Here is a 12,676-nt window from a genome sequence, read left to right on the forward strand (position 1 = left end):
CTTCGCAAGCCTAACAGCCGAGGTCAGCGCGAGCGTCGGCGGACCGGCCCCCACCGCCCGCCGCTCCCGACCGGGGCCGGAACCGCACGCCGCGGTGACCGGAGGGGCGCCCGGCCCGCACGGCCCCGCGACCTACGCGGCGCCGACCGGCCGGCCGGCGAGCACCGGCAGCACCTGCGCGCAGATCGAGTGCAGCGACACCCGCTGCTCGTCGGTCATCGCCTCGAAGGCCTGGTGGGTGCGGCTCATCTCGCCGCGGATCAGCCCGAGGATCTCGCGCCCCTGCCCGGTGATCACCACGATCTTGACCCGCCGGTCACCGGCCGCCGCCTCACGGTTGGCCAGGCCGAGCGACTCCAGCCGGTCGACGATCCCGGTCACGTTGGAGGCGTCGCAGCCCAGCCGGCCGGCCAGCGCCCGCATCGGCACCGGCTCCTGCACCGCGCCGAGCGCCTTCGCCTGCGAGGAGGAGAGGCCGTGCCGGGCCGCCGCCGCCGCGAAGTCCTGGAAGTAGGCGGCGCCGACGGCGGCCAGCGCCTCCATCAACTCGGCGTTGGTCGGTACGGTCGTCGTCGCTGTCGAACCCATGGGGCCAGCGTACGACCGAGTGCTTCACCAACTCAAGCTTTGACCAGGGCAAAAGTCCGTAGGTCAACCGCTCGACCGCCGAAGCCGTCGCTCAGAGCACCAGCTGGTCGAAGAGCCGCCGCAGCTCGGCCTCCGGGTCACCGGTCAGCCCGGTGTGCACCGGCCCCGGCTGGACGATCGCGCTGCGCGGCGCCGTCAGCCAGCGGAACCGCTGCCCGGGGTTGTCCGCCGCCGCCGGACCGGCCGCCGGCCCGCCCGCGCAGACCGCCTCGATCCCGTGCAGCGCCCGCCGCACCCCGGCGACGTCCGCCACCGGGTCCAGCGCCAGCAGCCGGGCCTGGTCCAGGTGGGTCCGCGCGCCCAGGTGCGCGCTCTGCCGGCAGTACAGCAGTACCCCGACGTTGACGCACTCGCCGCGTTCCACCCTGGGCACCGCCCGGATCACCGCGTACTCGTAGTCGTGCAGCTCGGCGACGGCCGGCGGGGCCGACGGCAGGGAGTCGGTCATACGGACACCTCCGGCAGCCAGTCGCGCGGACCGGCCAGTCGCTCGGTCAGCTGGGCGCGGTACGCGGCGCGCACCTCCTCGGGCGAGTCGAAGCCCGGCTCGTCCAGCAGCCAGGCGTCGGGGATCTGCGCCACCGCCTCCTCCACCGCCGCCTCGGCGAGCGGGGCGAGCGCCTTGTCCGCGGCCACCAGGTCCGGCTCGGCCCGCAGCAGCGCGTGGTCGGAGGCGTCGTACGGGCGGCGGACCCAGCCGGCCGCACCCGCCCAGTGGTGGTGGAAGATCAGGCTGGCGCCGTGGTCGATCAGCCGCAGCCCACCGGTCGCCACCAGCAGGTTGGGGTTGCGCCAGGAGCGGTCGACGTTGCCGATCAGGGCGTCGAACCAGAGCACCTGACCGGCCAGCCCGGCGTCCACCTCGAAGCAGAGCGGGTCGAAGTTGAGCGCGCCGCTGACGAAGGCCATCCCCAGGTTGAGGCCGCCACTGGCCCGCATCTGGTCCTGGATCTGCGGGTCCGGCTCGCTGCGGGCCAGCACCGGGTCCAGGTCCACGGTGACCAGCTCCGGTACCGGCAGCCCGAGCCGGCGGCCCAGCTCCCCGGCCAGCACCTCCGCGACCAGCGCCTTGCGGCCCTGTGCGGCGCCGACCCATTTCAGCGCGTACAGCCGCCGGTCGTCGGCCTCGACCAGGCCCGGCATCGAGCCGCCTTCTCGCAGTGGCGTCACGTATCGGACCGCCGTCACCTCGGTGAGCACGCCGGACAGCCTATCGGGCATATGCGCGCACCGGGCGCCGCGTGCCGCACCCGCCGTCCCCGTCTGCGCCATCCGCGCCGCCCCGGTGGCACCCCCCGCTGCTCCGTGCGAGTGTGGCGGACAGTAGTGGGGACCTTTCACGGTACGAACTGCACGGTAAGGGATGAACGATGGAACGACCTCGGATCCTGATCGTGGGCGGCGGCTTCGCCGGGCTGGAGTGCGCTCGCCGTCTCGAACGCAAGCTCACGCCCTCGGAGGCGGAGATCTCGCTGGTCACGCCGTTCAGCTATCAGCTCTATCTGCCGCTGCTCCCGCACGTGGCGGCCGGGGTGCTGACCCCGCAGTCGGTCGCGGTCTCGCTCCGCCGGACCTTGCGCCGGACCCACATCGTCCCGGGCGGCGCGATCGGCGTCGACCCGCGCTCCAAGGTCTGCGTGGTCCGCAAGATCACCGACGAGGTCGTCGCGCAGAAGTACGACTACCTGGTGCTCGCCCCGGGCAGCGTGACCCGCACCTTCGACATCCCGGGCCTGACCGACTACGCGCGCGGCATGAAGACGCTCGCCGAGGCGACCTACGTCCGCGACCACGTGATCGCCCAACTCGACCTCGCCTCGGCCACCCTGGACCAGCGGGAGCGCGAGTCCCGACTGCAGTTCGTGGTGGTCGGCGGCGGCTACGCGGGCACCGAGACGGCCGCCTGCCTGCAGCGGCTGACCACCGCGGCCGCCCGCCGCTACCCGCGGCTGGACGCCCGGCAGATCAAGTGGCACCTGATCGACATCGCCCCGAAGCTGATGCCGGAGCTCGGCGACGCCCTCGGCACCGCCGCGCTGGAGGTGCTGCGCGAGCGCGGCATCGAGGTCTCGCTGGGCGTCTCGGTGGCCGAGGTCGGCGCCGAGTCGGTGAAGTTCACCGACGGCCGGACGCTCCCCTGCCGGACGCTGATCTGGACGGCCGGTGTCGCGGCCAGCCCGCTGATCGGCACCCTGGACGCCGAGACGGTCCGCGGCCGGATCGCGGTCACGGCCGAGATGCGGGTGCCCCAGTTCGAGAGCGTGTTCGCGCTCGGCGACGCCGCCGCCGTCCCGGACCTCGCCAAGGGCGACGGCGCGGTCTGCCCGCCCACCGCCCAGCACTCCGCCCGCCAGGGCCGGGCGGTGGCGAACAACGTGATCGCCGCGCTGCGCAACCAGCCGTTGGAGCCCTACTACCACAAGGACCTGGGGCTGGTGGTGGACCTCGGCGGCAAGGACGCGGTGTCCAAGCCGATCGGCATCGAACTCCGCGGCGTGCCCGCCCAGGTGGTCGCCCGCGGCTACCACCTGATGGCGATGCGCACCAACGCCGCCAAGTTCCGGGTCGGCGCCAACTGGCTGCTGAACGCCACCGCCGGCGACGACTTCGTCCGGACCGGCTTCCTGGCCCGCCAGCCCGCCCGGCTGCGGGACTTCGAGTACACCGACGCCTATCTGACGAAGGATCAGGTCCGGGCACACGCCCAGGCCCTGCTCGCCAAGGGGTGACACACCGCGGGCCGGTCCCCGCTCCGGGTGGAGCGGGGACCGGCCGCGCCGTGCGTCAGCGCGCGGTCAGGTACATCCCGCTCGCGTCCTTCCCCGCCGTGTTGCGGCAGCCGAAGTTGCCGCTCGGCCGTGCGTACAGCAGGGTCAGGCACTGCCCGAGGGCCTGCTGGCCGTAGTAGTTGGGGTGCATCGACTCCTGCAGCGCGCCCTGCGAGGAGTTGAGCCCGCCGTCGACGAACCGCGCCCACTCACTGGTGACGGCGGACGGCGCGCTGGTCGAACTCGCCTGCCGGGTCGCCTTGGAGCAGACCTCGCGCCCCTGCATCATGTCCGCGAGGTCCAGGAACTGCGCGCCCTTCGCGGCGGCGACGCCCGCCAGCGCCCGCGAGATCTGCGGCACCAACGAGTCCCGCGCCCAGTCGGCGTCGCCGTTCCAGAACGGACACCCGCCGGTGTCGGACCGGCTCCAGCCGCTCTCCGGGTAGCGCATCTCGGCCGCGCGCGGGATCGGCGAGGGGTAGGACTGCAGCACGACGCGGTAGTCACCGGTCGCGTAGCCGGCGCCCGACATCACGGCCCGGATCTCGTCCAGCGCCTTGCCGACGCCGGCCATCGCGCCGGGCATCCGGGAGTCGATCGCCGACTGCTGATCGTCGTGGCAGTAGGAGTACCAGACCAGGTAGTCCTGGACGCAGGTGCTGATCACGTCGCCGAAGCCGAGGTCGTTGCCGCCGATCGACAGCGTGATCAGCTTGACGTTGTACTGGCCCGCCACCGTGGCGAGCTGGTCGGCCTGCGGGGCCTCGCCCTTGAACGACTGGCCGCCGTTGGCGGCCCGGAAGACATTGGCGGCGACGGCTCCGGAGCAGGCCAGGTTGATCTGGTTCTGCGCCACCGACGGCGCGCTGCGCACCTCGGCGACGTCCGAGCGGTCGCACCCGCTCGTGTACGTCGCGCCGTAGATCCGGCTCGGGTCGTAGGCACTGCCGGTCCAGGCCCGGTCGGTGCCGGCCCGACTGCCGCTGGTGACAACCGCGTTGCCCTTCCAGCGGCCGGCCTCGCCGGAGATGTAGCTGTCCCCCAGGGTGACGGAGGCGGTCGGCCCGCCAGGTGCGGCGGTGGCGGCCGAGGCCGGCACCGCGGCACCGGTGATCAGGCCGGCCGCGCCGAGCGGCAGGGCGAGGGCGGCGACGAGCAGCCGCCGGGTGAGGCTGGTGGTTCTGCGAGTGATGCTCGAACGGTTTTCGGGCACGGCGGAACTCCTGCGGTCGGTCTCGCCCGCGGTCTGGGGGCGGGGAGACACGGAGGTGAGGGTAGGCCGCCGGCCGGTGGCGCGATGAAGATGACATGCTCGCGCTTGTTACCGCTAGGTATCTGCACCAGGTTTCTCACTCTGTTACCGACCGGTTCAGATCAGCCGCGCGTCGGCACCGCCCGTTCCCAGCACGGCCGCCAGGTCGTCGGCCAGCCGCCGCGCGTCGGCCGGGTCCAGTCGGGCGACGGTGATCCGCAGGCCGGGCGCGGACTGCAGGCGGAACCGCGCGCCCGGCGCCACCACCCAGCCGCGCTGCACCAGCGCGGCGAGCACCGTGGTCTCGTCCGGGACGGGCACCCAGACGTTCAGCCCGCTCGCGCCGTGCGCCTCGATGCCGCGCGCGGCCAGTTCCCCCCGCAGGGCGTCCCGCCGCTCCCGGTAGGCGGCGGCCACCCTGGCGACCGGCGCCGCGTCGGTGCGCCACAGCTCGGCGACGGTGCCCTGCAGCAGATGGCTGACCCAGCCGGCCCCGAGGCGCTGCCGCCCCCGCACCCGCCCGATGGTGTCCGCGTCCCCGACCGCGAACGAGAGCCGCAGGTCCGGCCCGTAGGCCTTGGCCGCCGAGCGCACCACCACCCAGTGCTCCGGCCCGGCTCCGACCAGCGAGTGGAACGGCTGGTCGACCATGCCGTGGCCGTGGTCGTCCTCGATCAGCAGCACCCCGGGGTGGCCGGCCAGCACCGCGCGCAACGCGGCCGCCCGGGCGGCGCTGACGGCCGCGCCGGTCGGGTTCTGCGCGCGGCTGGTGACCACCATCGCGCGGGCGCCGCCCGCCAGCGCCTCGGCGAGCGCCTCCGGCAGCGGGCCCTCGTCGTCCAGCCGGACGGGGGCGGCCCGCAGGCCCAGGGCCGGCAGCAGGTCCATCAGGCTCCCCCAGCCCGGGTCCTCGACGGCGACGGCGTCACCGGGGCGCAGCCGGGTGGCGAGGATCCGCTCGATGGTGTCGAGCGAACCGGAGGCGATGGCGATCGGCGCGTCGGGCAGGCCGTCGGCGCGGAAGCCCGCGCCGACCAGGGCCAGCAGCCCGGGGTCGACCGGCGGGCGCCCGTACATCACCGGGTCGCGGCGGGCGGCCTCGGCCGCCGCGGCCAGGGCCGGTGTGAGGTCCGGGAGCAGCGCGGGGTCGGGGTTGCCGTTGGCGAGGTCCCGGGCCTCCGGCGGGACGGGGAGCCGGATCTCGTCGCGCGGGGTGAGTGCCGGTCGCGGGCGGATCCGGCTGCCCTTGCGACCGGCGGTCTCGATCACCCCCCGGTCGCGGAGCAGCCGGTAGGCGGCGGCGACGGTGTTGGGGTTGACGCCGAGTTCGCCGGCCAGGTCGCGCAGCGGGGGCAGTGCGGTGCCCGGCGCGAGCCGTCCGGTACTGACGCCCTGCTCGACGTCGGCCGCGATTTCGCTGGCGCGTCGTCCCTTGATCGGATAGTCTCCTAGCACAAAAGAGATTATGCACTAGTACATAGAGGTTGTCATGTCAGACGGCGCCGTGTCCTACGCCCGCACCCCGCGTACCACCCCGACCCGCTACAAGGACCGCGCGACCTGGGAGCAGGCGGCGATCCACGCGATCCTCGACAGCACCTACCTCTGCCACCTGGGCTTCGTCGCCGACGGCGCCCCCGTCGTCCTGCCGACCGTCTTCGCCCGGGTCGGCGACCGCCTCTACATCCACGGCTCCACCGGCAGCCGCCCGCTGCGCGGCGCCAAGGGCGACCAGGGCCTGCCGGTCTGCGTCACCGTCACCCTGGTCGACGCCCTGGTGCTGACCAAGTCGGCGTTCAACCACTCGGTCAACTTCCGCTCGGTGGTCGCCCACGGCACGGCCCACCAGGTCACCGACCCCGCGGAGCTCTCGGTCGCGCTGGACGCGCTGGTCGACCAGACCGTCCCCGGCCGGTCCGCCGAGGTCCGCCCGGCCAACGCCAGGGAACTGGCCGCCACCGCCGTCGTCCGGCTCGACCTGGACGAGGTCTCCGCCAAGACCCGCGCCGACGGCGCCGAGGACGACGAGGCGGACCTCGACCTGCCGTACTGGTCCGGCGTGGTACCGGTGACCACGGGGTACGGCGCCCCCGTCCCGGACGCCTCCAGCACCGTGCCGCTCCCCGCGCACCTGCGCGACCTCACCCGCTGACGGCGGCCCACCGATGCTGATCAGATCCTGGGACCGGGGCGACGACGCCGAGTGGCGCGCCTGGCTGGCGCAGGGCCGCGACTTCGGCCTGCTCGCCGCCAACGGCCTGCCCGGCCAGGGGCCCGTCCTGGTCCCCACCCACTTCCTGCTGGACGTCGAGCGGGGTGAGGTACTGCTGCATCTCGCCGCGCCCAATCCGCTGTTCGCCGCCGTCCGGGCCGACCCCGAGGTCACCCTCGCGGTCACCGACGACTACGCCTTCGCCCCCGGGCACTGGCGCGGCGAGCCGGGTACGCCCACCAGCTACTACGCCTCCGTCCAGTTCACCTGCACGGCCGAGATCGTCGAGGACGCGGCCGGCAAGGCGGCGATCCTCAACCGCCAGCTGGCGCACTTCCAGCCGGAGACCCCCGCCCTCCGGGTCGCGCCCGGCGAGGAGCCGTTCGGCCGGCTCCTGTCGGGCCTGCGCGGGCTGCGGCTCACCGTCCGCACGGTGCGGGCCAAGTTCAAGTACGACGACAAGAAGACCGTCGCGGACCAGCGGGCCCTCGCCGACCGGCTGGCCGAACGCGGCCAGGGCCTGGACGCCGCCGTCCGCACCCAACTCCTGCGGCGTAACGCGCGGCGCACGGGGTAGCAGCGCTGACGCCACGTCACCCGATCGGCTCGATTTCGGGCGAAGCCGGGAAGCCGCTGATCGAATGTGTGACGAATCCTGCCCACTGCCGTACCGGTGGGCCCGTCCACCGGGGAGCGCGCGTGTCCGCAGCCACATCCCGTCCGGCCTCCGGCGAGGCACATCTCGGGCACGTCGTGTTCATCTCGGCGGCCGCCGCGATGGGCGGCTTCCTGTTCGGCTACGACAGCGCGGTGATCAACGGCGCGGTGACCGGCATCCAGAAGCACTTCGCGGTGGGCAACGGCGAGACCGCCTTCGTGGTGGCCATCGCCCTGCTCGGCTCGGCCGCCGGCGCGGTGGCGGCCGGCCGGCTCGCCGACCACTTCGGCCGGGTCCGCACCATGCTGCTGGCCGCCACGCTCTTCGCGATCAGCGGCGTCGGCTCGATGTTCCCGCCGAGCATCCAGGTGCTGGCCACCTGGCGCGTGGTGGGCGGTGTCGCGATCGGCATCGCCTCGGTGATCGCCCCGACCTACATCGCCGAGGTCGCGCCCACCGCCTACCGGGGCCGGCTGGCCTCCTTCCAGCAGATGGCGATCGTGCTCGGCATCACCGTCTCCCAGCTCGCCAACTGGGCGCTCAACCAGGCGGCCGGCGGCGAGTCCACCGGCCACCTGGGCGGTATCCAGGCTTGGCAGTGGATGCTCGGCGTGGAGACCGTCCCGGCGCTGGTGTACGGCCTGATGGCGCTGGCCATCCCGGAGTCGCCCCGCTATCTGATCGCCGACCGGCGCGAGGAGCAGGCCCGCAAGGTGCTGGTGGAGGTGGAGGGCGAGAACGTCGACCTGGACGCCCGGGTGGCCGAGATCCGCGCGGTGCTGGAGTCCTCCCACAAGCCCCGGGCGAAGGACCTGCTGGGCGGCCGTTTCGGGCTGCTGCCGATCATCTGGGTCGGTATCGGCGCCTCGGTGTTCCAGCAGTTCGTCGGCATCAACGTGATCTTCTACTACTCGTCGTTCCTCTGGCAGTCCGTCGGCATCAACGAGGCCAACTCCCTGCTGATCAGCCTCTCCACCTCGATCGTCAACGTGGTCGGCACGGTGGTCGCCATGGTGCTGGTCGACCGGATCGGCCGCAAGCCGCTCGCGCTGGCCGGCTCGGCCGGCATGGCGGTGGCCCTGGCCACCGCCGCCTGGGCGTTCTCCTACCGGCAGGGCACCGGCGACTCCGCCACCCTGGACGACACCTACGCCACCGTGGCGCTGGTCGCCGCGCACGTCTTCGTGTTCTGCTTCGCCTTCTCCTGGGGCGTGGTGGTCTGGGTCCTGCTCGGCGAGATGTTCCCCAACCGGATCCGGGCGCTCGCCCTGTCGGTCGCCGCCTCGGCGCAGTGGATCGCCAACTGGGCGATCACCGTCAGCTTCCCCGACCTCGCCGACTGGAACCTGTCGGCGACGTACGTCATCTACGCCGTCTTCGCCCTGCTCTCGATCCCGTTCGTGGTCTTCTGCATCAAGGAGACCAAGGGCCGTGCGCTGGAGGAGATGGGTTGATCCACCGCACCGGCGCGGCGGGCGAGCACCGCCGGCACCACGACCGGTACGCGGTACCCCGCAGCCCCCGCCGCGCCGCGCGCGGCCCGTCCCCACCGAGAGGAAGCCATGCCTGAGCAGGGCGGCTCCCGGCAGAACGTCACCTTCCCCGCCGGCGGCCGCGAGGCCCACGGCTATCTGGCCCGCCCTCCGCAGGGCGTCGGCCCCGGCCTGGTGGTGGTCCAGGAGTGGTGGGGGCTCACCTCCCACGTGGCGGCGATGGCGGACCGCTTCGCCGCCGAGGGCTTCACCGTGCTCGCCCCGGACCTCTTCGGTGGCACGACCACCCACGACAGCGCCGAGGCGGCCCGGCTCAAGCGCGAACTCCCGGTCGAGCGGGCCGTACCGGACCTGCGCGGTGCGGTCGGGTACCTGCTCGGCCTGGACGGCGTGGTCGGTGACGCGGTCGGCGTGGTGGGGTTCTGCATGGGCGGCGGCTTCGCCCTGCTGCTGGCCGCCGCCGAGGGCGACCGGGTGGCCGCCGCGGTCCCGTTCTACGGGCTGCCGCCCGATCCGGACTTCGACTACCGCGGCCTCACCGCCCATGTCCTGGGGCACTACGCCGAGCACGACCGCTCGATCCCGATGGCCGCCGTCGACGAGGCGGCGATCCGGATCGGCGAGGCCACCGACGTCCGGCCCGAGATCCACTTCTATCCGGCCGGGCACGCCTTCATGAACGACGAGAACCCGCTCGGCACCTACGACCGGCTCCAGGCCCGGACGGCCTGGCGGCGCACCCTCAGCTTCCTCTGGGGCCACCTCGGCTGAGCCGCCACGACCGCCCCCGTAAGGTGTGAAAGTCGCTGGACAGCTGACGCCTCCCCCGGCATAGTCGCCGGGTGCACAGCCAACCCCCACCCCCGCACCGACGCCGCTTCCCCTGGGCCGGCCGCAACTTCCGCATCCAGACCGCCGCCACCGTCGTCAGCGGCCTCGGCAACGCGGGGGCTCCGATCGCCACCGCCTTCGCGGTCATCGCGAGCGGCGGCTCCACCGCCGAGGTCGGCTACGTCACCGCCGCCCGGCTGGTCCCGGTCGTCCTGCTGCTGATGATCGGCGGCGCGCTCGCCGACCGGCTGCCGCGCCACCACGTGATGGTCGCCGCCAACCTGTTCAGCGCCGTCTCGCAGGCCGTGCTGGCCGCGCTGGTCCTGGCGGGCCAGGCGCAGCTCTGGCAGTTGATGGTGCTCTCCGCGGCCGGCGGCGCCGGTCACGCCTTCTACGCCCCCGCGTCCGAAGGCATGATCATGCAGAGCGTGGCCGCGGAACACGCCGGCCGGGCCTTCTCGGTCTTCCGGCTGGCGCTCAACTCCGCCCAGATCGGCGGCATGGCGCTCGGCGGCGCCCTGACCGCCGCCGTCGGCCCCGGCTGGGTGCTCGCGGTCGACGCCGGCTGCTTCCTGGTCGCCGCCGCGCTGCGCTTCTTCCTGGAGGCCGAGCCCGCCGCCCCCGCCGCGGCCGGCGGCGGGATGCTCCGCGACCTGCGCGAGGGCTGGCAGGAGTTCGCCTCCCGCCGCTGGCTCTGGGTGATCGTGCTCCAGTTCGCCGTGCTGATGGCCTGCATCACCGCCGTGGACGCGGTGTACGGGCCGATCGTCGCCGAGCAGCGGCTGGGCGGCGCCCGGGACTGGGGCCTGGCGCTCGCCGCGCACGGGACCGGCCTGGTGGTGACCGGGCTGGTGATGGTCCGCTGGCAGCCCCGGCGGATCCTGCTGGTCGGCAACTGGGGCGTCTTCCTCTTCGGCGTGCCGGCGCTGGCCCTCGCGCTGGCCGCGCCGCTGCCGGTGCTGGTCGTGGCGATGTTCCTGTCCGGCGCCGGGGTCACCGTGTTCGGCGTCAACTGGATGGTCGCGCTGCAGCAGGAGATCCCGGTCGAGATGTTCTCCCGGGTCTCCGCGTACGACCATCTCGGCTCGCTGTCGCTGGCCCCGGTCGGCACCGCGCTGGCCGGCCCGGCCGCGGACGCGCTGGGCCTCTCCGGCGCACTCTGGGCCTGCGCGGCGCTCTGCCTGCTGCTCAGCGCCGTCGTCCTGCTGGAGCCACAGGTCCGCCGGCTCTCCCGGCGCTCCGCCGTCGGCTCCGCGCCGCTGCTCGGCGAACCCGCCGCCGCCCGCTGAGCGCCCCGTGCGCCCCCTGTGTGCGCCCTCCGGTGGGCAACCACCGGCGGGCGCCGCTCGTCCGACCAGGTGACGACGAGGTCCTACCTGGGGGGCGCCCGGTGCCGAAGCCACTGCTGTTCCTGGATGTCGACGGGGTGCTCAACCCGGTCTGCCCGAGACCCGAGGCCGGGTTCGACGTGCACACCCTGCTCGGCTACAGCGTCCTGCTCTCCGCCCGGCACGGCGCGTGGCTGCGCGAGCTGGCCGGCCCGTACGAACTGGTCTGGGCCACCACCTGGGAGGAGGAGGCCAACACCCACATCGCCCCGGCGATCGGGCTGCCCCGGCTGCCGGTGGTCCGCTTCGCCGGCTACGTCCCCCGGCCCGGCGACCCCAGGGTCCCGCTGATGGAGCTGTTCTCCGCCCACAAGTGGGCCCCGCTGCTGCGGTACGCCGCCGGCCGGCCCTTCGCCTGGATCGACGACGTCATCCCGGCCCGGCTGGTCCGCAACGCGCTCTGGCGCCGCGACCGCCTCCTGCTGCCGATCGACCCCGGCCAGGGCCTGGAGCGCCGGCACGTGGACCGCCTGCTCGCCCGACCGCCGCGCGCCCTGGCCGTCCGGCCGCCGGTCAGCCGGTGGGCAGCCAGCTGACGTGGCCGGCCAGCAGCGCGTACCCGACGAAGGCCACCGTGTCGATCAGCGCGTGCGCCACCACCAGGGGCATCACCCGCCCCCAGCGCCGGTAGAGCAGGCAGAACACCGCGCCCATCACCATGTTGCCGACCAGCCCGCCCACCCCCTGGTACAGGTGGTACGAACCCCGCAGCACCGAGCTGGCCACCAGCGCGGCCGGCCACGACCAGCCCAGCTGCCCGAGCCTGCGCAGCAGGTAGCCGAGGACGACGACCTCCTCCAGGATGGCGTTCTGCCAGGCGGAGGCCACCAGGACCGGGATGCGCCACCAGACGTCGGGCAGGCCTGAGGGCGCCACGGTCAGGTTGTAGCCGGCCGCCTGCGAGGCCAGGTAGAGCGCCAGCCCGGTGCCGCCGATCCCGGCCGCGACGGCGGCGCCCCGGCCGAGGTCGCGCGACTTCTGTCCGAGGTCGAAGCCGAGCACCCTCAGCGAGGTGCCCTCACGCACCAGCAGATAGCCGACCAGCACCACCGGCATCAGTCCGCGCGCGACGTAGTAGAGCTGCCAGGCGAGGTCCAGCCAGGGCCGGCCCGGCGCGCGCGAGGAGTTGAGGGTGGCGACCTGCTTGCCGAGTTCGAGGGTCTCGGTCAGGGAGCCGGTGAAGCTGATCAGCGCGCCGATGCCGCTCGCCCCGAGGGAGAGGCCCAGGACGATCAGCAGTTCCACGCCGAGCAGCCGGCGCGTGGGCCGCGCGGTCTCCGGTTCGGTCGGGGCGGTGGTCACGGGGTGCTCCAGCGGTCCGGCGTCGCTCCGGCCGTCGGCCGACCGCCGGAGCGGTCATCCTTCCACAGCCTCCGGCGGCCGCCCCGCCCGGCGCCGCGGGGCGGCCGCACGTCGGCCGCGTCGC

General features: G+C 73.9%; 13 protein-coding genes. 7 read left to right on the forward strand and 6 right to left on the reverse strand.

The genetic code is table 11. From position 1 onward, the window contains the following. Positions 1-132 precede the first annotated feature (132 nt). The 3 genes from ACIQTO_RS12890 to ACIQTO_RS12900 form a co-directional block, all read right to left on the reverse strand. Positions 133-588 (reverse strand): MarR family winged helix-turn-helix transcriptional regulator, encoded by a 456-nt coding sequence (locus tag ACIQTO_RS12890; RefSeq protein WP_402386891.1) that lies wholly within the window; start codon positions 586-588, stop codon positions 133-135. A gap of 91 nt (positions 589-679) precedes the next feature. After that, a complete protein-coding gene (locus tag ACIQTO_RS12895; RefSeq protein WP_402386894.1) occupies positions 680-1,096 on the reverse strand; it encodes a DUF3037 domain-containing protein in 417 nt (138 codons plus the stop codon). Beyond that, positions 1,093-1,848, reverse strand: a complete 756-nt coding sequence (locus tag ACIQTO_RS12900) for a HipA family kinase (protein WP_402386992.1) — start codon at positions 1,846-1,848, stop codon at positions 1,093-1,095. Before ACIQTO_RS12900 ends, ACIQTO_RS12895 begins: the two co-directional genes overlap by 4 nt. A gap of 170 nt (positions 1,849-2,018) precedes the next feature. Here ACIQTO_RS12900 and ACIQTO_RS12905 point away from each other — a divergent pair, with 170 nt between their 5' ends. Beyond that, positions 2,019-3,377, forward strand: coding sequence for an NAD(P)/FAD-dependent oxidoreductase (locus ACIQTO_RS12905; protein ID WP_402386896.1), 1,359 nt, complete (start codon positions 2,019-2,021; stop codon positions 3,375-3,377). A 55-nt stretch (positions 3,378-3,432) separates the two neighbouring features. Here ACIQTO_RS12905 and ACIQTO_RS12910 read toward each other — a convergent pair whose 3' ends face one another. Further along, positions 3,433-4,629 (reverse strand): GDSL-type esterase/lipase family protein, encoded by a 1,197-nt coding sequence (locus ACIQTO_RS12910; protein WP_402386899.1) that lies wholly within the window; start codon positions 4,627-4,629, stop codon positions 3,433-3,435. A 156-nt stretch (positions 4,630-4,785) separates the two neighbouring features. Continuing rightward, positions 4,786-6,123: an aminotransferase class I/II-fold pyridoxal phosphate-dependent enzyme gene (locus ACIQTO_RS12915; protein ID WP_402386902.1), complete on the reverse strand. Its 1,338-nt coding sequence runs from the start codon at positions 6,121-6,123 to the stop codon at positions 4,786-4,788. A gap of 34 nt (positions 6,124-6,157) precedes the next feature. On the opposite strand from ACIQTO_RS12915, the gene ACIQTO_RS12920 reads away from it, so the two are divergent. The 6 genes from ACIQTO_RS12920 to ACIQTO_RS12945 all read left to right on the forward strand — a co-directional run bounded on the left by ACIQTO_RS12920 (position 6,158) and on the right by ACIQTO_RS12945 (position 11,786). Continuing rightward, positions 6,158-6,820: a pyridoxamine 5'-phosphate oxidase family protein gene (locus ACIQTO_RS12920; RefSeq protein ID WP_402386905.1), complete on the forward strand. Its 663-nt coding sequence runs from the start codon at positions 6,158-6,160 to the stop codon at positions 6,818-6,820. Between the two features lie 13 nt (positions 6,821-6,833). Continuing rightward, positions 6,834-7,457 (forward strand): FMN-binding negative transcriptional regulator, encoded by a 624-nt coding sequence (locus ACIQTO_RS12925; RefSeq protein WP_402386908.1) that lies wholly within the window; start codon positions 6,834-6,836, stop codon positions 7,455-7,457. Positions 7,458-7,579: 122 nt separating this feature from the next. Continuing rightward, positions 7,580-8,992, forward strand: a complete 1,413-nt coding sequence (locus ACIQTO_RS12930) for a sugar porter family MFS transporter (protein ID WP_402386910.1) — start codon at positions 7,580-7,582, stop codon at positions 8,990-8,992. 108 nt (positions 8,993-9,100) lie between these two features. Further along, positions 9,101-9,802: a dienelactone hydrolase family protein gene (locus tag ACIQTO_RS12935; protein ID WP_402386912.1), complete on the forward strand. Its 702-nt coding sequence runs from the start codon at positions 9,101-9,103 to the stop codon at positions 9,800-9,802. A 71-nt stretch (positions 9,803-9,873) separates the two neighbouring features. Continuing rightward, the gene (locus ACIQTO_RS12940; protein WP_402386915.1) at positions 9,874-11,151 is read left to right on the forward strand and encodes an MFS transporter; all 1,278 of its coding nucleotides are present in this window, start codon (positions 9,874-9,876) and stop codon (positions 11,149-11,151) included. A 101-nt stretch (positions 11,152-11,252) separates the two neighbouring features. Continuing rightward, entirely contained in the window at positions 11,253-11,786 is a 534-nt protein-coding gene (locus tag ACIQTO_RS12945; RefSeq protein WP_402386918.1) for an HAD domain-containing protein, read from the forward strand. Here ACIQTO_RS12945 and ACIQTO_RS12950 read toward each other — a convergent pair. Further along, positions 11,764-12,552 carry a CPBP family intramembrane glutamic endopeptidase gene (locus ACIQTO_RS12950; protein WP_402386921.1) on the reverse strand — a complete coding sequence of 263 codons (789 nt, stop codon included), beginning with the start codon at positions 12,550-12,552 and terminating at the stop codon, positions 11,764-11,766. The two genes, ACIQTO_RS12945 and ACIQTO_RS12950, sit on opposite strands and share 23 nt — an antisense overlap. Positions 12,553-12,676: the final 124 nt, after the last annotated feature.

The organism is Kitasatospora sp. NPDC091207, from assembly GCF_044768625.1.
In the GTDB taxonomy this organism is placed as follows: domain Bacteria; phylum Actinomycetota; class Actinomycetes; order Streptomycetales; family Streptomycetaceae; genus Kitasatospora.